The 23790-nt window shown below is 68.2% G+C and carries 16 protein-coding genes; 12 read left to right on the top strand and 4 right to left on the bottom strand.

Translation table 11 applies throughout. The annotated features are described in order from the left end of the window. Positions 1 to 125: 125 nt before the first annotated feature. The 11 genes from EYF70_RS14525 (at position 126) to EYF70_RS14575 (ending at position 15459) form a co-directional block, all read left to right on the top strand. Entirely contained in the window at positions 126 to 2852 is a 2727-nt protein-coding gene (locus tag EYF70_RS14525) for a TonB-dependent receptor (RefSeq protein ID WP_131146051.1), read from the top strand. Positions 2853 to 2926: 74 nt separating this feature from the next. Then, positions 2927 to 4519 (top strand): ABC transporter substrate-binding protein, encoded by a 1593-nt coding sequence (locus EYF70_RS14530; RefSeq protein ID WP_131146052.1) that lies wholly within the window; start codon positions 2927 to 2929, stop codon positions 4517 to 4519. An 8-nt stretch (positions 4520 to 4527) separates the two neighbouring features. Then, positions 4528 to 5472, top strand: a complete 945-nt coding sequence (locus tag EYF70_RS14535) for an ABC transporter permease (RefSeq protein ID WP_131149101.1) — start codon at positions 4528 to 4530, stop codon at positions 5470 to 5472. A 9-nt stretch (positions 5473 to 5481) separates the two neighbouring features. After that, on the top strand, positions 5482 to 6315 hold the full coding sequence (locus EYF70_RS14540) for an ABC transporter permease (protein ID WP_131146053.1): 834 nt from the start codon (positions 5482 to 5484) through the stop codon (positions 6313 to 6315). Continuing rightward, positions 6312 to 7361: an ABC transporter ATP-binding protein gene (locus EYF70_RS14545; RefSeq protein ID WP_131146054.1), complete on the top strand. Its 1050-nt coding sequence runs from the start codon at positions 6312 to 6314 to the stop codon at positions 7359 to 7361. The genes EYF70_RS14540 and EYF70_RS14545 overlap by 4 nt, the downstream gene beginning before the upstream one ends. 35 nt (positions 7362 to 7396) lie before the next feature. Beyond that, positions 7397 to 8446: an ABC transporter ATP-binding protein gene (locus EYF70_RS14550; RefSeq protein ID WP_131146055.1), complete on the top strand. Its 1050-nt coding sequence runs from the start codon at positions 7397 to 7399 to the stop codon at positions 8444 to 8446. Next, a complete protein-coding gene (locus EYF70_RS14555; RefSeq protein ID WP_229420868.1) occupies positions 8443 to 9801 on the top strand; it encodes an amino acid deaminase in 1359 nt (452 codons plus the stop codon). Before EYF70_RS14550 ends, EYF70_RS14555 begins: the two co-directional genes overlap by 4 nt. An 8-nt stretch (positions 9802 to 9809) precedes the next feature. After that, positions 9810 to 10745 carry a MurR/RpiR family transcriptional regulator gene (locus EYF70_RS14560; protein ID WP_131146056.1) on the top strand — a complete coding sequence of 312 codons (936 nt, stop codon included), beginning with the start codon at positions 9810 to 9812 and terminating at the stop codon, positions 10743 to 10745. Further along, positions 10742 to 12232 (top strand): N-acyl-D-amino-acid deacylase family protein, encoded by a 1491-nt coding sequence (locus tag EYF70_RS14565; protein WP_131146057.1) that lies wholly within the window; start codon positions 10742 to 10744, stop codon positions 12230 to 12232. Before EYF70_RS14560 ends, EYF70_RS14565 begins: the two co-directional genes overlap by 4 nt. Before the next feature lie 331 nt (positions 12233 to 12563). Further along, positions 12564 to 14402, top strand: coding sequence for a rhamnogalacturonan lyase (locus tag EYF70_RS14570; protein ID WP_131146058.1), 1839 nt, complete (start codon positions 12564 to 12566; stop codon positions 14400 to 14402). 97 nt (positions 14403 to 14499) lie between these two features. Beyond that, positions 14500 to 15459 carry a diacylglycerol/lipid kinase family protein gene (locus tag EYF70_RS14575; protein ID WP_131146059.1) on the top strand — a complete coding sequence of 320 codons (960 nt, stop codon included), beginning with the start codon at positions 14500 to 14502 and terminating at the stop codon, positions 15457 to 15459. A gap of 149 nt (positions 15460 to 15608) precedes the next feature. On the opposite strand, the gene EYF70_RS14580 is transcribed toward EYF70_RS14575, so the two are convergent. Further along, entirely contained in the window at positions 15609 to 17792 is a 2184-nt protein-coding gene (locus EYF70_RS14580; protein ID WP_131146060.1) for an NHL repeat-containing protein, read from the bottom strand. 121 nt (positions 17793 to 17913) lie between these two features. Here EYF70_RS14580 and EYF70_RS14585 point away from each other — a divergent pair, with 121 nt between their 5' ends. Beyond that, positions 17914 to 19551, top strand: coding sequence for a catalase (locus EYF70_RS14585; RefSeq protein ID WP_131146061.1), 1638 nt, complete (start codon positions 17914 to 17916; stop codon positions 19549 to 19551). Between the two features lie 130 nt (positions 19552 to 19681). Here EYF70_RS14585 and EYF70_RS14590 read toward each other — a convergent pair whose 3' ends face one another. From EYF70_RS14590 to EYF70_RS14600, 3 genes are read right to left on the bottom strand one after another with little or no spacing between them, the layout of a single operon-like run. Then, positions 19682 to 21871: a xanthine dehydrogenase family protein molybdopterin-binding subunit gene (locus tag EYF70_RS14590; protein ID WP_131146062.1), complete on the bottom strand. Its 2190-nt coding sequence runs from the start codon at positions 21869 to 21871 to the stop codon at positions 19682 to 19684. Continuing rightward, positions 21868 to 22878 (bottom strand): FAD binding domain-containing protein, encoded by a 1011-nt coding sequence (locus tag EYF70_RS14595; RefSeq protein WP_131146063.1) that lies wholly within the window; start codon positions 22876 to 22878, stop codon positions 21868 to 21870. The genes EYF70_RS14590 and EYF70_RS14595 overlap by 4 nt, the downstream gene beginning before the upstream one ends. Continuing rightward, positions 22875 to 23366 carry a (2Fe-2S)-binding protein gene (locus EYF70_RS14600; RefSeq protein WP_131146064.1) on the bottom strand — a complete coding sequence of 164 codons (492 nt, stop codon included), beginning with the start codon at positions 23364 to 23366 and terminating at the stop codon, positions 22875 to 22877. The genes EYF70_RS14595 and EYF70_RS14600 overlap by 4 nt, the downstream gene beginning before the upstream one ends. Between the last annotated feature and the right edge of the window lie 424 nt (positions 23367 to 23790).

Below are 23790 nucleotides of genomic sequence, written 5' to 3' on the forward strand. Positions count from 1 at the left end.
GTGCACGCCGGGCAGTTGCGCCCTGTCGAGTCCGCATCGTCGTTCCAGTTGTCGTTACGCCAGTCACGCGCTGCTTTCGTGTGATCCGAAAATCCAAACATATGCCGTTAACCCGGGTACAAAAGATGAAACGATCGCCTTACAACCTCAGCAAAACGACCCTTGCCATCGCCAGCGCCTGCTGCGCCATGGCGGCCAGTGCCACCGCCCAGCAGACCGAGCCGTCCGGGCCGGAGGTCGCCAGCAGCCCCGTGCAGGCCCCGCAGGCCGCCGCACCCGCGCCGGACAATGGGAGCAGCACTTTCCAGGAGGTGATCGTGACCGCGACGCGGCATTCGACCTCGCTGCTGAAAACCCCTGTCTCGATGACCGCCGTGACCCAGGAGGCCTTGACACGCCAGGGCATCACCGATGTGCGGGGCCTGAGCGGCCAGATCCCCAACCTCCAGCTCGGCAGTGCGCCGAACGGCAGTTCCGGCGTCAAGATCGCCATCCGCGGCGTGAGCAGCAACGACTTCACCGAAATCGGCAATCCCGCCGTCGGCCTGCACGTCGCCGGCCTGTACTCGCCGCGTCCGCAGGCCGCGCTGGGATTGCTGTTCGACCTGGAGCAGGTCGAGGTGCTGCGCGGACCGCAGGGCACGCTGTTCGGCCGCAATTCCACCGCGGGCAGCATCAACATCATTCCCGCCAGGCCGGAATTCGGCAACCGCGACGGCAAGGTCGAGGCGGAGGTCGGCAACTACAACCACCGCCAGGTGTCCGTCGTGCAGAACATCGGCATCAACGAACGGTGGGCGCTGCGCGCCACGTATTCGAAGCTCCAGCGTGACAGCTACCTCAACCAGAGCCGCGACTTCTACGCGCCGAACTTTCCCAGCCTGGGCATCACCCCCGCGCTCGATGCCAATGGCGCGCCCATTCCAGCGGTCGACCAGCGCCACAACGCCGCGATCGGCCGGGACAAGTGGTACAACAACAAGGATGAGTATGCGTACCGCCTGCAGTCGCGCCTGAAGGTGACGAACGACGTGGAGTGGCGCCTGGCCTACGAGAAGTACCAGAACGACGGCGCCGGCGATATCTCGCTCAAGGACTGCAGGCTGGCCGCCGGCACCCCGTATGCCTGTCCAGGCAGCCAGTGGGACATCACCATCAACACGCCCGGCGAGATGGACATGTCGATCGACACCGTGCGCACGGGGCTATCGTGGAACATCAACGCCGGCAATACGCTCGAATACAACGCCGCCTACGCGACCCAGAAACGGCGCCAGATCATCGACACCGACCTCGGCTATCAGCCGGTGTTGAGCGACCTGGTCAATCGTCCCGGCACCTCGCCGTACAACGACCAGGCGACCTTCACCACATCGTCCAAGTACGTCTCGCGTGTCCATGAGCTGCAGTTGCGCGGCCAGGTGGCCCAGGTGCGCTACGTGACCGGGCTGTTCTGGCTGCACGAGAAGAATGCGATCGACTTCGGCCAGGACTACCTTGCCAACGCGAGCGGCACCTATGGCTATCCCACTTACGCCTACCTGTATCACCAGACCGATCGCCAGGCCGATTCCAAAGCCGTGTTCGCACAGGCCGACTGGACGTTCGCACCACGGTGGACCGTGACGGCCGGCGCCCGCTATACCCGCGACAAACGCACCGATAGCAACGGCGAATACTACGACACGCGCACCTCGAGTGATCGCGGTATCTACTTCCTCGGCCAATACACCCCGGGCGTTCCGGGCACGCCGGGATACCAGCCATTCAACAGCACCCATCTGTTGCCGGGCATGGGCGCCTACTATGGGCTGGCCGGGCTGAGCCCGACCCTGGTACCGCAGGTGAGCAACAACGCCGGTACCTGGAAGAAGGCGACCTGGCGTCTTGGCCTGAACTACCAGGCCACGCCGAAGGACATGCTGTTCACCTCGTTATCGACCGGCTACAAGGCGGGCGGTTTCAGCGATGTGCAGAATATCTGCGCCAACGGCTTGAACGGCAACTGCGCCGACCGCCCCCCTGGTCCCCACTATACCAACCTCCCCTGGGAACCGGAGACGGTCACCAATCTCGAATTCGGCTACAAGGGGCGCCTGTTCGGCGACAAGCTGTCGCTGTCGGCCACGGTATTCCACAGCCGCTACGACGACATGCAGCTGACCGGCGGTGTCACCGTGGGCAAGATCATTCCAAAGATTCCCTGCAGTGCCGCCGAGCCCTATTGCGACGTGGTCGTCCTGTACGGCACCACCAACGCGGCGAAATCGGCCATGTCGGGCCTCGAACTGGAAGGCCAGTACCGTCCGCAGCCAGGCACCCGGATCAACTATGCCTATGGTTACCTGCGGGCCAAGGTGCGTTCCTATCCGGGCTACAGCGAGAATCGCGACATCAGCTGCAACATCCGCACCAGCGCCGGCGCGCCGCCCTGCGTGCGCTATACCGGCACCGATCCGGCATTGCGCAACCTGTTCCCTGTCGATATCACGGGGCACGACCTGCCCAACGCGCCGCGCCACAGCGTGCGCATCGACATCGCGCACGACTTCGAGCTCGCCAATGGCTACACGCTGACGCCGTGGCTGGCGGCTCGCTGGCAGGACAAGATGTACTTTACACTGCGCAACCTGGACACCTCGCATGTCTCCGATGCCGAACCGTCGTATGGCGTCGTCGATGCGGCCCTGCGGCTCGAAGCGCCGAACGGCAAGTGGCATGTCGAAGCGTACGTCAAGAACGCCGGCGACACGATCTCGAAGAACTTTGCCAGGGTTGTCGAACCGGGCTATGTGCTGGGCTCCTACAACGATCCGCGCATGTTCGGCGTGCGGGTCGGCGCCAGGTGGTAAGTTAGTCGCCGTGCAGCCCGGGTGGCGGCGTATGCGCCGCCGCTTTTTCAGTCATCCCTACCAACCAGCGATCGATGACCTTATTGAACAAGCTTCGCCCGCCACCGCGCCCCGCGCGGCGGCGCTCCCTGCTGGCACTGGCCGGCCTGGCACTGCCGGTCGGCGCAGCCAGCACATCCGGCGCATCCGGCGCATCCGGCGGCACGGCGCAGTCCGGCGCCAGTGCCAACCTGGCGATGATCGGCGAACCGCAGACGCTCGACCCGATGGCGTCGACCTCGGACCTGGTCGGCACCATCATGCAGCATGTCTTCGAAACCCTGTACACGTTCGACGCCCGCTGGCGGGTGGTCCCGATGCTGGCGGCCGGCATGCCGATCCAGTCCGGCGACGGCCGGCACCTGGCGATCCCGCTGCGCCAGGGCGTGCGTTTCCATGATGGCACCGAGATGGTTGCCGCCGACGTGATCGCCTCGCTGCGGCGCTGGATGCGCCTGGCCCCGCGCGGCAAGACCGTCGCCGGCGAAATCGTCAGCCTGCATGCGCCCAACCGGTACACGCTGGAGCTGGTGCTGCGCGGCAGCTACGCGCCCTTGCTGGCCCAGCTGGCGCTGCCAGCCGGCTTTGCCGCCATCATGCCGGCTGCCACCGGTGACGGCCCACTCCAGCGCTTTATTGGCACCGGCCCCTATCGCTTTGTCGAACGCCGGGCCGACCAGTATGTGCTGCTGCGCCGCTTCGACCAGTACAGCGCGCGCGCCGAACCGGCCGATGGCTATGCCGGGCGGCGCCAGGCCCTGCTGGCGGAGCTGCGCTTCATTCCGGTGCCCAATCCGAACACCCGGATCGAAGGCGCCATGTCGGGCCAGTTTCATTATGCCGACCAGCTGCCGGTCGAAAAGCTGGTGCGCTTCGACGGGCAGCCCCAGGTACGGCCGGTCGTCACCGCCCCGTTCGGCTTTCCTTATGCGGTCCTGAATACCAGCGCGGGGATCCTCGCGGACCAGGCCATGCGCCAGGGTGTCCAGGCAGCGCTGAACATGAACGACATCATGGCCGCGGCCTTCGGCGACCGGCGCTTCTATACTGTCGAGGCCAGCCACTATCCGCCCGGCTCGCCATTTCACTCCGACGCCAGGGCAAGCGACTACAACCAGAACAACCCGGACAAGGCCCGCCGCCTGGCCAGCCAGTCCGGCTACCGTGGCGGCGCCGTGCGCCTGCTGGTCAGCAAGCAGTACGAGTTCCACTACCGGATCGCGATGGTCATCGGCAGCCAGCTGCGCAAGGCCGGGTTCCTGGTCGACCTGCAGGTCGTCGACTGGGCCACGCTGGTCCAGCGCCGCAACCAGAGCGCGCTGTGGGACATCTACATCACCCATTCGGTCCTGCTGCCGGAACCGGTGCTGGCGCCGCCGCAGCTGGGCAGCGGCGCGCCGGGCGGCTGGGACAGCGCGGCCAAGCGCGCGGCCATGGAGCGGCTGAACCGGCTGGCCGACGGTGCCCGGCGCGCCTCGGAATGGGGCCGCGTGCAGGCCCTGGTCTATACGGAAGTGCCGTACATCAAACTCGGCAGCTTCAACAGCCTGGCTGCCTGCGCCGCCTCGCTGCGTGGCTACGTCGCGATGCCCTGGCCCTTCTTCTGGAACGCCGGGGTTGCGGCATGAGCGCGGCACTGCTGCGATACCTGGGCACCCGCCTGCTTGGCATGGCGGTGGTCATGCTGATCGTCGCCACGCTGGTGTTCCTCATCACCCGGCTGGCGCCCGGCGATCCGGCCGCGATGATGCTGGGTGAGCAGGCCAGCGCCGCCGACGTGGCGCGCCTGAGCGCGCAGTACGGGCTCGACCGGCCGCTGCCGGAGCAGTTCGGCCGCTGGCTCATGGAGGTGGCGCGCGGCAACCTGGGCCACTCCATCTTCCTGCAAATCCCGGTTGGCGAAGCGCTGCTGGCGCGCGCCGAACCCACCCTGCTGCTGGCCTTGCTGGGCGTGACCCTGGCGTGCGCGATCGGCATCCCGTGCGGCGTCCTGTCCGCCGTGTGGCATGGGCGCATGGTCGACCAGGCCGTCACCGGCGTGGCCATGCTGGGGGCCAGCATGCCCAGTTTCTGGTTCGGCATGCTGCTGATGCAGCTGTTCGCCGTCGAACTGGGCTGGTTCCCCGTGGCGGGCTACGGAAACCCGGAAGCGCCGCTCTTCTTTGAAAAACTGCGCCACCTGGTGCTGCCGGCCGTGGTGCTGGGCGTGCTCAATTCGTCGCTGATCATTCGCTTCACCCGCGCTTCGATGCTCGACGTGCTGTCCGACGACTATGTGCGCACGGCCCGCGCGAAGGGCCTCCCGGAAGTCCAGACCATCGTCCGGCATGCGCTGCGCAATGCGCTCGTCCCGGTGGTCACCGTCATCGGCTTGACGGCCGCCCTGATGATCGGCGGCGCCGCCGTGACCGAAACCGTGTTCGGCCTGCCCGGTATCGGCAGCCTGGTGGTATCGGCCGTGCTGCGGCGCGACTATCCGGTCATCCAGGGCGCCCTGCTCGTCATTGCCGCCACCTATGTCCTGATCAACCTCGGCATCGATCTGCTGTACATGGCGATCGATCCGCGGATCCGCTACTGAAGGAGCGCCATGCGATCGTTCATCGCACTTTGCCGCAAGCGCAAGCTGGTGCTGTTTGGCGCACTCAGCCTGCTCGTGCTTTCCACACTTGCCCTGTTCGGCCCCATGCTCTCGCCCTACGACGCGGGCGAACTCGATGTGCCGTCGCGCCTGCTCTCCCCTTCGGTACGGCATTGGTGCGGCACCGACGAGTTCGGGCGCGACATGTTCACCCGCGTGGTGGAAGGCGGACGCTGGTCCATGCTGATCGGTGCGATGGTCGTGGTGTTCTCCACGGGCGCCGGGGTGCTGATCGGCTTGTGCGCGGGCTTCTTCCCGCGGCTGGACGCGCCGCTCATGCGCGTGGTCGATGCGCTGATGTCGTTCCCGGACATCCTGCTGGCCATCGCACTGGTGGCTACCCTGGGCGCCTCGGTACGGAGCGTGGTGCTGGCGCTGTCGATCGTCTACACCCCCCGGGTGGCGCGTGTGGTTCGCGCCGCCACCCTGGTGGTGCGCGAAATGCTCTTCGTGGAGGCGGCGCGCGCGCTGGGCGTGCCGACTATCCGGATCGTCTTCGTCCACGTGCTGGGGAACATGAGTTCACCCATCCTGGTGCAGGCCAGCTTCATCTTCGCCTATGCGATGCTGGCCGAGGCCGGGCTGTCCTTCCTGGGCATGGGCGTGCCGCCGGAAGTGCCGACCTGGGGCGCCATGGTGGCCTCCGGACAGGCCTTTACCGACCAGGCCATCTGGCTGGTCCTGTTCCCCGGACTGGCCATCATGCTGGCTGCCGTCTCGCTCCAGATGGTGGGCGACGGCCTGCGCGACATGCTCGACCCACGCTTGAGGAAATCGCTATGACCATCGCATCCGTGCCCGCGAGCGCCCCCGAGCCCGCGCCCCTGCTGGTGCTGGACCAGCTGCAAACCCATTTCTTCACCGGCCAGGGGACGGTGCGCTCGGTGGAATCCGTCAGTTTCGAGCTGTTCCCCGGGGAGACGCTCGCGGTGGTGGGCGAGTCGGGTTCTGGCAAATCCGTGACCAGCCTGTCCATCATGGGCCTGATTCCTCCGACGGCGGGCCGCATCGTCGGCGGCAGCATCCTGTTTCGCCGTCGCGACGGCGTGGCGGTCGATCTTGCGGGCCTGCCGCCCGGCCAGCTGCGCGCCTTGCGCGGCAAGGAGATCGCGATGGTGTTCCAGGAACCCATGACGAGCCTGAACCCGCTGATGACGATCGGCGCGCAGATTGCCGAGAGCACGCGGCTGCACCTCGGACTGGATCGCCACGCCGCATTGCGCCATGCGAAGGAGATGCTCGAGCTTGTCGAGATCCCCGACGCCGCGCGCTGCGTGCAGGCCTACCCGCACCAGCTGTCGGGCGGCATGCGCCAGCGCGCCATGATCGCCCTGGCGCTGTCCTGCAAACCGCGGTTGCTGATCGCGGACGAACCCACCACCGCACTGGACGTGACCATCCAGGTACAGATCCTCGCCCTGCTGCAGAAGCTGCAGCGCGAGACCGGCACCGGTATCCTGTTCATCACCCATAACCTGGGCGTGGTGGCGGAAATCGCCGATCGCGTGGTCGTCATGTACGGCGGGCGGGTGCTCGAGCAGGGCAATGTCGCGCAGATCTTCGACCATCCGCTGCATCCGTACACGCGCGGCCTGCTGGCGTGCCTGCCCGGGCGGAACCGGGGCCCTGGCGGCAGTGCCGGCGGTACGGCACGGCGCCGCCTGCAGGCGATTCCCGGCCAGGTGGCCAGCCCGCTGTCGCCGCCGCCCGGCTGCGCCTTCGCACCGCGCTGCCACCTGGCGCGCGACGCCTGCGTGAGCGCCATGCCCGAGCTGGTGGCGCTGCCTTCGCGGCGCAGCGTGCGCTGCATCGACCGGAGCGCGGCATGAAGCGGGAGAGCGGCATGAAGCGGGAAGAGTGCGGCATGAAGCGAGAATCCGGAACGCATGCCCTGCCTTTTCTGGAGGTAAGGGGTTTGCGCAAGTATTATCCAGGCAAGGTACCCGGCCATCCGGTGCGCGCGGTGGATGACGTCAGTTTTACGCTGGCCGCCGGCGAAGTGCTGGGACTGGTGGGCGAGTCGGGCTCTGGCAAGAGCACGATCGGCAGGACCATCCTTCGCCTGCAGGAAGCCAGCGGAGGCGCCGTCCGCTACCTCGGCGAGGACCTGGGCCAGGCCTCGGCCCGCCGCATGCGCTCGCTGCGGCGGGAGCTGCAGATCGTGTTCCAGGACCCGTACGCCAGCCTCAATCCGCGCCTGCGTATCGGCCAGGCCATCGGCGAGGCGCTCGGCACGCATGGCCTGCATCCCGGCGCCGCGCGCCCCGCCCGCATCGCGGCCCTGCTCGAACTGGTCGGCCTTCGCCCGGAGCATGCGGAACGCTATCCCCACGAGTTTTCCGGTGGCCAGCGCCAGCGCATCGGCATCGCCCGCGCGCTGGCCGTCGAGCCGCGCTTCATCGTTGCCGACGAACCGGTATCGGCGCTGGACGTATCGATCCAGGCCCAGGTCATCAACCTCCTGCTCGATCTCAGGGAGCGCCTCAACCTGTCGATGCTGTTCATTTCGCACGATCTCGATGTGGTGGAATACATGTGCGACCGGGTCGTGGTGCTCTACCTGGGAAAAGTGATGGAGATCGCATCGACCGCGGCACTGTTCGCGCGCCCGCTGCATCCGTATACCGAAGCCCTGCTGGCGGCTTCACCGCGTCCGGAGGGCGGTGCGCGGGCACTGGCGCACACGCGGCGCGTCTTGCGCGGCGATCTCCCGAGCCCGGCGATGCCGCCTTCCGGCTGCGTATTCCGCACCCGGTGTCCGTATGCGCAGGATGCCTGCGCACGGGACGTACCGCAGCTGACCGAAACCGAACCAGGGCGCTGGCGCGCGTGTCTCCGCACCGATGTGCCGGCGATCATTCCGGCACCGGCGCCTTCTCACCTCCAACTATCCCAACCAATTGACTTTCCATGATCAACAGGATGCCCGCTCCAGACACGCCCGATCCCAGTACGGTCGATCCCAACACGGTCGATCCCAACGTGCTCGACCTGAGTACCATCGAACAGTTCGTCCTCACCCCTGAACTGAAAGGGTATCCGCACGACGCGGCGCCGCGCGCCATCCGCGACATCGGCAGCGCCGGGTGGAACGTCCTGCGCGGCGACCTGCCGTTTCCGGTGGCATTGCTCAAGCGCTCCGCACTGGACCACAACTTGGCGTGGATGGCCGACTTTACCCGCGAGAGCGGCGTGCTCATCGCCCCGCATGGGAAGACCACCATGGCGCCCCAGCTGTTCGCGCAACAGCTCGCCGCCGGCGCATGGGGCATGACGCTGGCCACCATGCAGCAGGTCAGCCTGGCGGTCCGGCTCGGACTGCGCCGCGTCATCCTGGCCAACCAGCTGGTGGCGCGTGCGGATATCCTGCAAGCCGCCCGGCTGCTGCGCGACACCCCTGGCCTGGAACTGCATGTGCTGGTCGATTCGATGGCGCAGCTTGCCCTGATCGAGGGCGTGCTGGCCGCGGACGCGCACGATTGCCGCCTGCTGGCGATGATCGAATGCGGCATCGACGGCGGCCGCACGGGTTGCCGCAGCGTCGCGCAGGCAATGGCGCTGGCGCGGGCCATCGCCGGTTCCAGCGCCGTGGCCCTGAGCGGAATCGAATGCTACGAAGGCCTGCAAGTGACTGGCCACAGCGCGACGGATGCGGCGGCCGTGACCGGCCTGATGCAGGTGGTACAGCAAGTGGCACGCCAGTGCGATGCGGAAGGCCTGTTCCATGGAGAGGAGATCGTGCTTTCCGCCGGCGGCTCGGCCGCCTTCGATGTGGTGGCCCGTACCTTGCCCATGCAGCTGTCGCGTCCCGTCCGCACCATTTTGCGCAGCGGCTGCTACCTGGCCCACGATTCGGGCTTTTACCAGCGCTTCATGGAAGACATCCGGGCCCGCAGTGGCGCACGCTGGCAGGAGCGCCCGGGCCTGCAGCCGGCGCTGGAAATCTGGTGCCAGGTGCAGTCGCAGCCCGAACCCGGCCTGGCGATCCTGGCACTGGGCAAGCGTGACGCCTCGTTCGACCTCGACCTGCCCATGCCGTTCGCCTGGGTCGATGCGGCAGGACGCGCGCCAATCGGCAAGGACTGGACCATCGCGAAGATGAACGACCAGCACGCCTACCTGCGCTTTCCACCCGGACCGGCGCCGGCAGTTGGCGACCTGATCGGTTGCGGTATCTCGCACCCCTGCACCACTTTCGATAAATGGCGGTGGCTGCCTGTCGTCGACGACAGCTACAACGTCCGCTCCGCCATCCAAACATTTTTCTGAGGCCACCCATGAATGTCGTCGAACTTCTCAAGGCCCAGCTGGACCTGCTGCCGGCCGCGCAGCGCCAGGTGGGCGTCGCCATTTTGGCCGATCCGCAATGGGCATTGCGGGCCAATGTCGATGCGCTGGCCCAGCGCGCCAATGTCAGCCCTCCCACCATCGTGCGGCTGTGCCGTGCACTGGGACTGGAAGGGCTGCGCGAATTCAAGCTGCAGCTGGCCCAGCAGCTTGCGGTGGGCACGCCGTTCCTGCACCGCACCGTGCAGGCCAGCGACGACGCGCTGACCGTGGCGCAGAAAATCCTGCGCGGCATGGTCGCGTCGATGGTGGACCTGGAGCAGAAGCTCGATGCGGTCGTGCTGGAAAAGGCCATCGCCACGCTGGCCCGGGCGAAACGGCTGGATTGCTATGGCGTAGGCGCCACCTCCAGCTTCATGGCGACCGATGCGCAGGCACGCTTCTTCCGCATCGGACTCACCACCAATGCCTATTCGGACGCCCACATGCAGCTGGTATCGGCGGCGACCCTGACCAGCGACGACGCGGTCCTGGCGATTTCCCACGTGGGGCGCATGCCGTCGCTGCTCGAAGCCGTCGAAGTGGCGAGGGAACAGGGCGCCACGATCATCGCCCTGACCCAGCCCGATACCCCGCTGGCGGAGCTGGCGCACATTCCCATCACCGTGACCGTGCCGGAAGACGCGGTGGTACGGGTCAGTACCGAGGCCTACCTTGCACACATGAGCTTCCTGGAGATCCTGATGGTGGGCGTCGGCCTGCGCCGCGGCGACGCCGCCATCGCGCGCATGCGCAGGTTCCATGACGTGCTGATCGAGCGCGGCATCGACAGCAACCACCCCGCCATGCGGCTTGGCTGGTCGCAGGCCGAACGCAATGCGCTCAACAAGGCCGGCGACGACCCCGACGCGCCGGAGCCGGCATGACGCCGCCGGCCCAGCGCCCGCCAGGCGCCATCCTGCTGCGGGGCGGTACCGTGATCGACGGCACCGGCTCGCCGCGCTACCGCGCCGACGTGCTGGTCGAGCATGGCCGGATCCAGGCGATCGGCCCCGGCCTGGCCGGCAGCCGTGGCGCGGACGTGACGGTATTCGATGCCGGCGGCAAGGTCATCGCGCCGGGCTTCATCGACGTGCACACCCACGATGACCATATCGTGCTGACCGCGCCGGCGATGCTGCCCAAGATCAGCCAGGGCATCTGCACGGTGATCGTGGGCAACTGCGGCATCAGCCTCGCCCCTCTCGTGCGTGCCGGTACCGATCACGCCGTGCCTGCGCCATTGACCTTGCTGGGCGACGCCGGTGGCTTCCGTTTCGACAGCCTGGACGCGTATGCAAACGCTGTCAACGCGGCGCGGCCAGCCGTCAACGTGGCGGCTCTGGTGGGCCATACGACGTTGCGCGTCGACAATGTGGCCGACCTGGCGCGCGCCGCGCTGCCCGCCGAACTGGACGCCATGTGCGATGTGCTCGACCGCGCCATGCGCGATGGAGCGATCGGTTTAAGCAGCGGTGTCTTCTACGGCCCCGCCGCGGCCGCCGACATGGGGGAGCTGACCGCGCTGGCCCGGATCGCCGCGCGCCATGGCGGCGTCTACGCCACCCACCTGCGCGACGAGTTCGAAGCCATCCTCGCCTCGATGGAGGAAGCCACGGAAGTGGCCCGCGAGGCAGGCATTTCGCTGGTGCTGTCGCACCACAAGTGCGCCGGACCGGCCAACTGGGGCCGTACCCGCGAGACGCTGGCGTACGTGGAGTGCGCGGGAAAGCACCAGTCGATCGGGCTCGACGCCTATCCCTATGTCGCCGGGTCCACCGTGCTGCGCGCCGACCTGGTGGACGATGTGATCGACATCCTCGTCACCTGGTCCGACACCCATCCGCAGCTGGCGGGCCGCTACCTGGCCGATATCGCCGCCGACTGGAACTGTACCCAGCGCGAGGCGTGCGAACGCCTGCAGCCCGGCGGCGCCTGCTATTTCCAGATGGACGAAGCCGATGTACAGCGCGTGCTCCGGCATCCGGCCACGATGATCGGCTCGGATGGCCTGCCGCATGACCGCCACCCGCATCCACGGCTGTGGGGCACCTTCCCGCGCGTGCTGGGGCACTACAGCCGGGAGCTGAAGCTGTTCGGGCTGGAGACGGCGGTGCACAAGATGACAGGCATGTCCGCCGCCCGCTTCGGGCTGGACCGGCGCGGCCGGATAGAGGCCGGGTTCCACGCCGACCTCGTGGTGCTCGACCCGGAGCAGGTGGGCGACCGCGCCACCTTCGAAGCCCCGATCCAGGCCAGTGCCGGCATCGAGCTGGTGTTCGTCAACGGGGTGCTGTCCTATCGCGCCGGCGAGAGCCTGCCCGCCCGCGCCGGCCACTTCCTGCCGCGTGGGCGCACCCCGCGTACACCGTGAACACACCACCATGACGCGCACGCACAGCCAATACCCGCTCAACGCTCATCTTGATGAGTGCTTCGCTCCCCTCGATTGACACTGGTCCGGCCAATCCCGATACTCGATTCCCACTCCAGGCGACAGCACGGCGCACCGCGCCCTGCTTCCCAATGAACATGCGCCGACCCGGCGCATGCGGCGTGACGGCCGGCCACGGCAGTACCCACGGCCTCGGCGCGAGGAGACGCGCCGGCGATGCACAGCACCGCGCAGTACGGCTACGCAGATGCGCACGGCGCACGGCGCAGCCGATCACCGCTCTTTCGCCAACCATAACAATGGGGAATCAATGAACCGTACCTTTGCACCGATCGCACTGCTGGCGCTCGCGCTGACGCAGCCGGCATTCGCCGCCCAGGGCAGGCAGCTCGAGAAACTCGATCGCGGCGCCGTCGCCATCGCCACCGGCGGCACCGTCTTCATCAGCTGGCGCGTGCTCGGCACCGACGATCCAGCGACCCGCTTCAACATCTACCGCGACGAGGTGAAACTGAACGCCGAACCGCTGGTGGCGAGCAATTTCACCGACACGGCGGGCACCAGCGGCGCCCGCTACCTGATCCGGCCGGTGGTCGAGGGCAAGGAAAAGAAGGGGCAGGAAGAATACGCGCTAGCCACCTGGAGCGAGCCGGTGCTGCGCATTCCGCTGCAGCAGCCGGAAGGCGGCGTGACACCCACCGGCGTGGCGTACACGTATGAGATGAACGACGGCGCCACGGCCGACCTGGATGGCGACGGCAAGTACGAACTGGTGGTGAAGTGGCAGCCCACCAATGCCAAGGACAATTCGCAGAGCGGCCACACCGGCAATACCTACCTCGATGCCTACCGGCTCGATGGCAAGCGCCTGTGGCGCATCGACCTGGGCCGCAACATCCGCGCCGGCGCCCACTACACGACAATGGTGGTGTATGACCTGGATGGCAACGGCAAGGCCGAAGTGATGGTAAAGACGGCCGACGGCACGGTCGATGGCCGTGGCACCGTGATCGGCGATCCGGCCGCGGACTACCGCAACAGCGCCGGCTACGTGCTGGCCGGCCCGGAATTCCTCACCGTCTTCGATGGCCGTACCGGCAAGGCGCTGGCCACCACCGACTACCTGCCGGCGCGCGGCACCGTCGGCTCGTGGGGCGACAACTATGGCAACCGCGTCGACCGCTTCCTGGGCGGCGTGGCCTACCTGGACGGCAAGCGGCCCAGCGCCATCTTCTCGCGCGGCTACTACACGCGCGCCGTGATCGCCGCGTGGGATTACCGCGACGGCCAGCTGACCAGCCGCTGGGTGTTCGATACCGACCACGAAGGCGCCGAGGCGCGCGGCCAGGGCGCCCACTGGTTCTCGGTGGCGGACGTGAACGAGGATGGCAAGGACGACATCGTCTACGGCGCGGCCACCATCGGCAGCGACGGCCACCTGATGTACAGCACCGGCCTGTGCCACGGCGATGCGCTGCACGTCGGCAAGCTCGATCCGGCCCGCACCGGCCAGCAGATCTACATGGTGCACGAGAGCCCCTCCTGCTACAAGGGCAATGGCGCCAGCTTCCATGACGCCGCCACCGGTGCGCTGCTGTGGGGCGCCCCGGCCACCGTCGACGTGGGCCGCGGCGTGTGCTACGACATCGATCCCGCCTACCCGGGCGCCGAGTGCTGGGCATCGCGCGGCGGCCTGTTCAACGTGAGCGGCCAGCAGATCTCCACCAACCGGCCGGGCAGCATGAACTTCGCCAGCTGGTGGGATGGCGACCTGCTGCGCGAATCGCTGGACGGCGTGGCGATCGCCAAGTGGAATCCGGCCGCCTTCGCCTTCGAGAACCTGCTCGACGGCGCGGCGTACAACGCGGCGTCGAACAACGGCACCAAGGCCACACCGGTGCTGTCGGCCGACATCCTGGGCGACTGGCGCGAGGAAGTGGTGTGGCGCACGGCGGACAATACCGAACTGCTGGTGTTTTCCACCACCATCCCGACCGCGCACCGGATCCCGACGCTGATGCACGATGCGCAGTACCGCGTGCAGGTGGCGGGCCAGAACGCCGGCTACAACCAGCCGCCGCACACCAGTTTCTACCTGGGTGAAGGCGCGGCGCCGGCGGCAGCGGCCACGGTGGAAGTGGCGCGGTAAGCCAGGACCAGCGGCGCCATCGCCCGCCGATGCGCGGCCGCCACGCTCAGCCGTTCGTGCGCGCGTGGCGGCCCGCTCGGTGTTACAGTTGGTCACCATGACCGACACCACGCTACCCGCCGACGCGCCGCTGTACATCGTCCTCAACGCCGGTTCCGGCGCTTCGGAAAAAGAAGAACGCCGCGCCGCCATCGAGGAAGTCCTGACGGCGGCGGGACGGCGTTTTTACCTGCACCTGGTGGAAGATGGCGGCGAGCTCGACGAAGCCGCCATCGCCCATGCCGGCAAGGCTTGCGCCAACGGCGGCATCCTGGTCGCAGCCGGCGGCGACGGCACCATCAACGCCGTGGCCCGCCAGGCCGTCCGCCATGGCTGTCCGTTCGGCGCGCTGCCGCAGGGCACCTTCAATTACTTCGGGCGCACGCACGGCATTTCGGAAGACCTCACGGAAGCCGTCCATGCGCTGCTGGGGGCCACGATCCGGCCGGTGCAGATCGGTTCCGTGAATGGCCGCATCTTCCTCGTCAACGCCAGCATCGGGCTGTATCCGAAACTGCTCGAAGAGCGCGAGCAGGACAAGCGGCATTATGGCCGCAGCCGCGTGGTCGCCTTCCTGTCCGCGCTGAAGACCATCTTCCTGCCGCACCGCCGCCTGCGCCTCACGCTGGAGGCCGAAGACCGCACGCTGCACCTGCGCACCCATACCCTCTTCGTGGGCAACAACCGCCTGCAGATGGAACAGGTGGGGCTGACCGAACAGGCTCCCGACGTGGCCGATGGCGAACTGGCCGCCGTGGCGCCGAAGCCGGCCGGCAAGCTGGGCATGCTGGGCATCGTGCTCAACGGCGTGCTGGGCCGCCTGGGCGACACGGGCGATGTCGTCACCTTCGGTTTCCGCCGCATGACGGTGCGTACGCCGTTCTATGGCCGCAAGCGCATCAAGGCCGCCGTCGACGGCGAAGTGCTGACCCTGTCCACGCCGCTGCATTTCGAGGCCCTCGACGGCAGGCTGCGGCTGCTGGTGCCAGCGGGCTCCCCTGCGGAAGCATTGTCGTAAAAATGGGGACGTACCCCAATGCCGTTCAGTTAGGCGTTACCCAGCACATGAAAGCGCAAGCATTCACCCCAAAAGCGAAGGGCTGGGGTCAGACCCGCCGGGTCTGACCCCGGATTCTGCACTGGGGTTTATCCTCCCGGGCCTGATCCTCACTCCACCGTGATCGCCACGTCCCGCCCCTCCACCGCCACATTCCCCGCATAATCCGCCGCGTAGATCCGCAGCGTGTAGTTGCCCGGCGCGATGCCCGACACATCCCAGGCGCCGGGGCTGACCTGCCCGTCCGCCAGCGTATTGTTCAGCGCATAGGCGAACTGGGTGGACTTGCTACCGTACACGGTGATGCCGCTGCTGGCCGCATACAGCACCTTCACCGCATCCTGGTTGCGCGGCAGCCGGTCGTACACCTGCGTGATGCGGGGCTGCTCGTAGCCGGGCGCCGGCGAGCCGTCTTCCTTCAGCAACTGGTAGCCCAGTTTGTAGAGGCCCAGCCGGCGCCGTTCCAGGTTGCCATCCATCTGGTCCCACGCATCGACGACGATGTCCACCTCGCCCACCGCGCGCGGTACCGTCACGCGGCGCGGCGGCGGCGGGGCCTTGCGTTTCTTGCCGCGCGCGACCGGCGGGGCGCCGAGCCGCTTGCCGCCGCCGGCCAGCAGCACCACGCCCTGGATGCGCGGCGGCACGGTATCGCGCAGGCCGGCGAACGGCAGCGTCAACGGGTTTTCCACGCCGCCGGTGGGGAAATAGTCGAGGTGCACGTGGGCCATGCCATTGATGGTGCCCAGCGTGTCGCCCACGGCGAAGCGGGTGCCCCGCTGCACGCGCACCCGCGCCGGCTTGCCCCGCGCGTCCGGCAGCACCGTGAAGCGCGCATCGAGCGGCTTGTCGCGCCGGTCGCGGCCTACCTTCATGTGGATGTAGGACAGCGTGCCCACGGTCATGCCTTCGCTCAGGCTGGCGTAGCCCCAGTTCGGATAAGGATCGGTCACCTTCGCGGCGGCCACGGCCACCACCTGCGCGCCCACGTCGGCGCGCACGTCGAGCCCCATGTGGAAGTGGTCGCGGCTGTCGCCTTCGAAATTGCCGCGCACCTCGCCCATCACGCCCACCACCTCGTGCGGCCCATTCTGGGGCAGCACGGGCCACGGCATCGGCTGTTCGCGGCGCGGCACCGGCGCCCGCGCACGGCGCACCGGCGCGGCACCACCGTCGACCGCGGGCGCCAGGCGCAGCACCGTGAAGGCCAGGCCCTCGGCGACGATCACGCTGCCGTCGCGCGCCACGGCCACGCCGCGCGGGCTGGACAGGTTCACCGTGCCATCGCTGCCGTAGCCCGGTTCGGCCGGGCGGTCGAAGTCGGCCAGCGGCTGGAAGGCGCCTTCCGGCGTGACCTGCAGCACGCGGCCCGAACCTGCGGTCACGTACAGGTAGCCGTCGCGCGTGGCGGCGATGCCCACCGGGCGCCGCAGCGGCGAGCGCCGTTCCCCTTCCGCCGGCACCGCCACGGTGGACACGGTGCCCGCCGCATCGATGCGCCGCACCGCATGGTTGCCCGTGTCGGCAACGAACAGCGTACCGTCGCGCGCGACCGCGATGCCGCCCGGCGTGTCGAACGACGCCGCGGTGCCCGGTCCATCGAGCAGGCCGGGCTGCCCGCTGCCCGCCACCGTGGTCACGGTGCCGTCCGGCGCGATGCGGCGGATGCGGTCGTTGTAGGTGTCGGCCACGTACACCACGCCGGTATCGTCCACGGCGATGCCCACCGGCCCATTGAAGCGCGCGGCATTGCCTCGGCCATCCACGTAGCCGGGCTGGCCATTGCCGGCCAGCGTGGTCACGGTGCCGTCTGGCGCGATCCGGCGGATCGCGTGGTTGCCCGTATCGGCCACGTAGAGGTTGCCCGCATGGTCGAGCGCCAGCCCGGATGGCGTGTGGAACATGGCCGCCGTGCCCTTGCCATCCGCGTAGCCTTCGCGGCCGCCGGCCAGGGTGGCCACGGTGCCGTCCGGCGCGATGGTGCGGATGCGGTTGTTGTCGCCGCCGTCGGTCACGTAGACGGTGCCGCGCGGCCCGGCCGCCACGCCGAACGGGTCGGCGAAGGCGCTGCGCGCCGCGGCGCCATCGGCGAAACCGGCTGCCCCGATGCCGCCCAGCGTGGACACGCGCGCGCTCCAGAACCGTTCGGTGCGGGCCTGGGCCGGCGTCAGCACCGCGAGAACGTCGGCCGGCTTGCCGCCGGGCTCCGCGGGCTGGAGGGTGTAATACAGGGCGCCGGCGCCGGCCAGCAGGAGGGCGCCGGACAGCATGCCGACGATGAGTGTTCGATTCACAAGAGGGCTCTTCGTTACAGGAAGCGCAAGCTTAGCAGGAACGCCATGCGCGCGCCGGAGCACGGCGGCCGAAGGTAGCATGTGGTCGCCCCGCACAGTCATTCACACTGAAAGGAAAGCCATGAGCAGCAAGCCAACTTCAGAGGGAGCCGGCAGCGAGCGCCCCATCCTCACCACCCGCCAGGGCCACCCGGTGCGCGACAACCAGGCGCTGCGCTCGGTCGGCGAACGCGGTCCGGCCACGCTGGAGAATTACCAGTTCATCGAAAAGATCACGCACTTCGACCGCGAACGCATTCCGGAGCGCGTGGTGCACGCGCGCGGCACCGGCGCGCACGGTTACTTCGAAGCCTATGGAAAGATCGGCGACGAGCCGGCCGCCCGGTACACCCGCGCCCGCGTGCTCACCGAAACCGGCGTGCGCACCCCCGTGTTCGTGCGTTTCTCGACCGTGATCGGCGGCAAGGATTCGCCGGAAACGGCGCGCGATCCGCGCGGCTTCGCCGTCAAGCTGAAGACCGTCGACGGCAACTGGGACCTGGTCGGCAACAACCTCAAGATCTTCTTCATCCGCGACGCCGTCAAGTTCCCGGACATGATCCACGCCTTCAAGCCGGACCCCGTGACCAACCGCCAGGAGCCGTGGCGCTTCTACGATTTCGTCTCCAACTCGCCGGAAGCGCTGCACATGGTCACCTGGGTGAAAAGCCCGTGGGGCATTCCCGCCAGTTACCGCGAGATGGAAGGCTCGGGCGTGAACACCTACAAGCTGGTCAACGACGAAGGCATCGCCCACCTGGTGAAATTCCACTGGGTGCCGAAACAGGGCGTGCGCAACCTCACCGCCGCGCAGGCCGCCGAGATCCAGGCAAACGACACCGGGCATGCCACCAAGGACCTGTACGAAGCCATCGAGCGCGGCGACTTCCCCGAGTGGGAATTCTGCGTGCAGCTCATGAGCGACGACGACCATCCGGAACTCGACTTCGACCCGCTGGACGATACCAAGCGCTGGCCGGAAGACCAGTTCCCGCTGCTGCCGCTGGGCCGCATGGTGCTGGACCGGAATCCGGACAATGTGTTCGCGGAAACCGAGCAGTCGGCCTTCGGCACCGGCGTGCTGGTGGACGGCGTCGATTTTTCGGACGACAAGATGCTGCAGGGCCGCACCCTGTCCTACTCCGATACGCAGCGCTACCGGGTGGGGCCGAACTACCTGCAGCTGCCCATCAATGCGCCGCAGGAAGCGGCCAGGCCCCGCACCAACCAGCGCGACGCGCAGATGGCGTACTACGTCGACGATGCGGGCAACGGCGGCAAACTCGACCGGCACATCAACTATGAGCCCAGCAGCATGGGCGGCCTCCAGGAAGCGCCCCGGCCCGCCAGGGAGTACCGGCAGTGGGTCGAAGGGCACCTGGGCCGCTACCAGACCAGCCGCACGCTGGACGATTACCGCCAGGCGGGCGAGCGCTGGCGCACCTTCCAGGACTGGGAGCGCGACGAACTGGTGAAGAACCTGGGCGACGACCTGCGCCAGTGCCCCGAGCCGATCGCGCTGCGCATGGTGTGGCACTTCTGGCACTGCGACGCGGACTACGGCCGCCGCGTTGCCGAAGCCGCCGGCATCGACCTGGAGCGGGCCCGCGCCCTGCCGCCGCTGGCGGGCAAGCCGGCGCCCAACCAGCACCGGCCGGTGCCGACCTATACGGATGGCGAACCGGAAGAAGGGGCACGGGAGGAGGCGCCGGCGAAGTAGGATGCCGAGCGGTAGCGGGTGGCATGCCGTGCAAATAAACCCAAGTGCAGAATCTGGGGTCAGACCCGACGGGTCTGACCCCGGCCTTCGCCGTTGGGGTGCAGGCATGCGATACCCACTCCCCCACCGCCTACCCCAGCAAATTCTCGATCTTCACCGGCAGTGAGCGGATGCGCTTGCCCGTGGCGTGGTAGACGGCGGCGGTGATCGCCGGCGCCACGCCCACCAGCCCGATCTCGCCCACGCCGCGCGCGCCGTACTCGTTCAATGCGGCGTCGGGATAGTCGAGGAATGTCACGTCGACGTCGGGCGCGTCCGCGTGCGTGACCATCAGGTAGTCGGCCAGGTTGCCGTTCACGGGCGCGCCATAGCGGGGGTCGTAATGGGTTTCCTCGAACAGCGCCATGCCCACGCCCATGTGCACGGCGCCCTCGATCTGGTTGCGCGCCGTGCGGGCGTTGACGATCCTGCCGCCGTCGATCACGGAAACCACCCGCCGCACGGCCAGGCGCGCGATGGACGGCTGCCAGCCCACTTCCACGAAATGGGCGCCGAACGACCGTATCGATACGGCCTTGGCCTGCGGGTCGGCCGAACTGGCCTTCGAGACGCCCTGCCCCTCCACAACCTCGACAGCGGCACGCCGCAGGACCTCGCCGAACGCGACCCCGGCGGGCATCACCCGTCCGCCTTCGAATGCCGGCTCGCCATCCGGGTCCAGGCGGGCCGCCACGTCGAGCAGCTGCCGGATCGCATGGCGCGCCGCCATCACCACGGCCGGCACCAGCGAAGCGGTGGCCATCGAACCGCCGGATACCGGCCCGGCCGGGAAGTCGGTATCGCCGATCTCCACCTTGACCCGCGCGATGTCGACGCCCGTCTCGTGCGCGGCCATCTGCGCCAGCACCGTGTACGTGCCGGTGCCGATGTCCTGCGTGGCCGAGCGCACCCGCACAGTGCCGTCGTCGTGCAGGCTGATCGACACCTGCGCCTTGGTGCGCATGCCCGGCCACGTGGCGCTCGCCATGCCCCAGCCGAGGATCGTGGCGCCGTCGCGCATCGCGCCGATGCCCGGATCGCGGCGCTCCCAGCCGAAACGCCGGGCGCCCAGCTCCAGGCATTCCTTCAGGTGCCGCGACGAGAACGGCACGTTCTTCGATTCGTCGCGCGCCGTGTCGTTCAGCAGCCGCAGCGCCAGCGGGTCCATGCCCAGCCGGTCGGCCAGTTCGTTCATCGCCGATTCCACCGCGTACATGCCGGGCACCACGCCGGGCCCCCGCATCGCCGTGTTCACGCCGAGATCGCGGCGGCACGATGCCCCCGTCACGCGCAGGTTCGGCGTGGAATAGAGGTAGCCGGTCGCCTCGCCGCACGATTCCTCGGAAACGCCGGCGCGCGAGTCGTGGTACAGGAAATCCTGGCGCAGCGACAGCAGCCGCCCATCCGCGCCGGCGGCAAGCCGCATGCGCTGCTGCGTATTGGTGCGGTGGCCAACGTTACGGAACATCATCTGCCGCGTGACGACCAGCTTGACGGGCCGCCCCGCCACCCGGGCCGCCTGCGCGGCCAGCAATGAATGGGTCCACGGCCACAGCTTGCCGCCAAAGCCGCCGCCCAGGTAAGACGTGACGACGCGCACGCGCTCTTCCGGCACCTGCAGCATGGCGGCCAGCACGCCGCGGTGGTTGACGACGGCCTGCGTGGTTTCATGGACCGTCAGCCGGTCGCCTTCCCAGCGGGCGACGGTGGCGTGCAGTTCCATCGGATTGTGCGTTTCGACGGGCGTGCGGTAGGTTTCGTCGACCTGCGCGGCGGCCTGCTCGTATGCGGCCTCCGGGTCGCCCCGCTCCGTGACGACCTCGGGCTCGTCGTCCGGTGCCATGTCCATGCGCACGTCCGGCGCGGAAGCCGCGTAGTCCACCTGCACGGCGCGGGCACCGTCGCGCGCCGCTTCGAACGTATCGGCCAGCACCAGCGCCACGAACTGGCCGTAGTAGCGCACTTCATCGTCCTGCAGCGGCGGCACCGTTTCGTCGATCTTCAGCCGGCTCTTTTCCGGCAGGCGGGCGATGTGGCCGATGTTCTCGCGCGTGAGGATGGCGCGCACGCCGGGCATCGCCCGCGCCGCGTTGCAGTCGATATGGCGCACGGTGCCCACGGCGATGGTGGCGCACACCGGCACGGCCACCAGCATGTCCGGGAAATGGTGGTCGGCCGTGTAGCGGGCGTGGCCGCTGACCTTCAGCGGCCCTTCCACGCGTGGCAACGCCGCGCCGATGATGTCCTGCGGCGATGCCGCGCCGATGAGATCCGTGCTCATTGCAGTTCCTCCCCGGCCAGGTTGCCGATTGCCTCGACGATGCAGCGCCGCGCCAGCTCCACCTTGAAGGCATTGCCGGGCCGCGGCACGGCATCCTGCATTGCCACCGCGGCGGCGGCCGTGATCGCGGCCATCGTGAGCGGCTGGCCAACCAGCATGTGCTCCGCCTGCACAGCGCGCCACGGCCGCGTGGCCACGCCGCCCAGCCCGATGCGGATCTCTTCCACCTTGCCGCCGTCCAGCCGCAGCACGATGGCGCAGGATGCCAGCGCGAATTCAAACGACGCCCGGTCGCGCAGCTTCAGGTAGCCCGAGCGGGTGCCCGGCGGCAGCGGCGGCAGCGTCACGTGCGTGATCAGGTCGCCGGCCGCGAGCGGGGTCTCGATGTGCGGGGTGTCGCGCGGCAGCAGGTGGAAGTTGGCGATCGGGATCTGGCGCCCGCCATGCAGGCCGGCCACGTGGATGCGCGCCTCCAGCACCACCAGCGCCACGTTCATGTCCGAGGGATTGGAAGCGATGCAATGTTCGCTGGTGCCGAGCAGCGCCAGGTTGCGGTGATAGCCTTCCATGGCATCGCAGCCGCTGCCCGGCGCGCGCTTGTTGCACGCCATGTGCGGATCGCGGAAGTACACGCAGCGGGTGCGCTGCAGCAGGTTACCGGCGGTGGTCGCCATGTTGCGCAGCTGGCCGGATGCGCCCGACAGCAGCGCCTGCGACAGCACCGGATAGCCGCGCCGCACCCGCTCGTCATGCGCCAGGTCGCTGTTGCGCACCATGGCGCCGATCGACAGGCCGCCGTCCGGCGCCGTCTCGATGCGGTCCAGTCCCAGGTGCCCGATCTGCACCACGTGGGCGGGATGCTCGACGTCCAGCTTCATCAGGTCCAGCAGGGTGGTGCCACCGGCCAGGTAGCGCACGGTGGCGCCCTGCTGCGCGGTCGGCGAGGAGGCGCCCAGCAGCACCGCGTCGTCCACGCTGGCGGCGCGGCGCAGTTCGAAGGGCCTCATTCCCCGCCCTCCCCGCGCACCTGCCGGATCGCCGCGACGATGTTGGCATACGCGCCGCAGCGGCACAGGTTGCCGCTCATGCATTCCCGGATCGCCGCATCGTCGCCGCCGCACGGTTCCTCCAGCAGCGCCACGGCGGACATGATCTGGCCGGCCGTGCAGTAGCCGCACTGGTAGCCGTCGTGCTGCACGAAGGCGGCCTGCATCGGATGCAGGCGTTCGGGCGACCCCAGGCCCTCGATGGTGGTGACTCCATCGCCCTCGTGCGCCAGCGCAAGCGCCAGGCAGGCATTGATGCGCCGGCCGTTCAGGTGCACCGTGCAGGCGCCGCACTGGCCGTGGTCGCAGCCCTTCTTGGCGCCCGTCAGGTGCAGGTGGTCGCGCAGGTAATCGAGCAGCGTGGTGCGCACGTCCACGTTCATGTGGTGCTCCACGCCATTGACGACGATCGCGGGTCCCGTCGGCCGGGCCGGCTTGACTGCTTGCATGGGAGAGTCCTTTCCGCCCGGCGACCCAGGCTGCTGAAACTCGACTACACGCAAAAACGCCCCCGGGCGGCGCACGATTGCCTTGGCGGCAACGTTTGCAGAAGTAACTGCGGCGGCACCTCGCGCTGTTGAGTTAGGCCACCCCAACGGCAAATTCAGGGGTCAGACCCGGCGGGTCTGACCCCGGCCTTTCGCTGTAGGGGTAAATCTATGCGCTTTCATGGCAATCTTGCCACGAATACGCGAAGGAAACGGTGCCCGGCGCACTCCACAACGAGCAAAAAAAAAGCCCGCCAAGCTGGCGGGCTGAAGTCTATTTCCTTGGAGGAGAATAGAGGAGACGGTTCAATTATGCTGCGGCGCGCCATATTGCGCAACTCGTTTGTAGTGATACTAGTTATAGGCAGGCCCCATAACTGCAAAT

This window comes from Pseudoduganella albidiflava, from assembly GCF_004322755.1.
Lineage (GTDB): Bacteria > Pseudomonadota > Gammaproteobacteria > Burkholderiales > Burkholderiaceae_D > Rugamonas > Rugamonas albidiflava.

What these genes read in the sequence shown, in the direction of transcription:
- EYF70_RS14525 (WP_131146051.1), top strand. Translation starts at nt 126, where the DNA reads ATGAAACGATCGCCTTACAACCTCAGCAAAACGACCCTTGCCATCGCC.
- EYF70_RS14530 (WP_131146052.1), top strand. Translation starts at nt 2,927, where the DNA reads ATGACCTTATTGAACAAGCTTCGCCCGCCACCGCGCCCCGCGCGGCGG.
- EYF70_RS14540 (WP_131146053.1), top strand. Translation starts at nt 5,482, where the DNA reads ATGCGATCGTTCATCGCACTTTGCCGCAAGCGCAAGCTGGTGCTGTTT.
- EYF70_RS14545 (WP_131146054.1), top strand. Translation starts at nt 6,312, where the DNA reads ATGACCATCGCATCCGTGCCCGCGAGCGCCCCCGAGCCCGCGCCCCTG.
- EYF70_RS14550 (WP_131146055.1), top strand. Translation starts at nt 7,397, where the DNA reads ATGAAGCGAGAATCCGGAACGCATGCCCTGCCTTTTCTGGAGGTAAGG.
- EYF70_RS14555 (WP_229420868.1), top strand. Translation starts at nt 8,443, where the DNA reads ATGATCAACAGGATGCCCGCTCCAGACACGCCCGATCCCAGTACGGTC.
- EYF70_RS14560 (WP_131146056.1), top strand. Translation starts at nt 9,810, where the DNA reads ATGAATGTCGTCGAACTTCTCAAGGCCCAGCTGGACCTGCTGCCGGCC.
- EYF70_RS14565 (WP_131146057.1), top strand. Translation starts at nt 10,742, where the DNA reads ATGACGCCGCCGGCCCAGCGCCCGCCAGGCGCCATCCTGCTGCGGGGC.
- EYF70_RS14570 (WP_131146058.1), top strand. Translation starts at nt 12,564, where the DNA reads ATGAACCGTACCTTTGCACCGATCGCACTGCTGGCGCTCGCGCTGACG.
- EYF70_RS14575 (WP_131146059.1), top strand. Translation starts at nt 14,500, where the DNA reads ATGACCGACACCACGCTACCCGCCGACGCGCCGCTGTACATCGTCCTC.
- EYF70_RS14585 (WP_131146061.1), top strand. Translation starts at nt 17,914, where the DNA reads ATGAGCAGCAAGCCAACTTCAGAGGGAGCCGGCAGCGAGCGCCCCATC.
- EYF70_RS14590 (WP_131146062.1), bottom strand. Translation starts at nt 21,871, where the DNA reads ATGAGCACGGATCTCATCGGCGCGGCATCGCCGCAGGACATCATCGGC.
- EYF70_RS14595 (WP_131146063.1), bottom strand. Translation starts at nt 22,878, where the DNA reads ATGAGGCCCTTCGAACTGCGCCGCGCCGCCAGCGTGGACGACGCGGTG.
- EYF70_RS14600 (WP_131146064.1), bottom strand. Translation starts at nt 23,366, where the DNA reads ATGCAAGCAGTCAAGCCGGCCCGGCCGACGGGACCCGCGATCGTCGTC.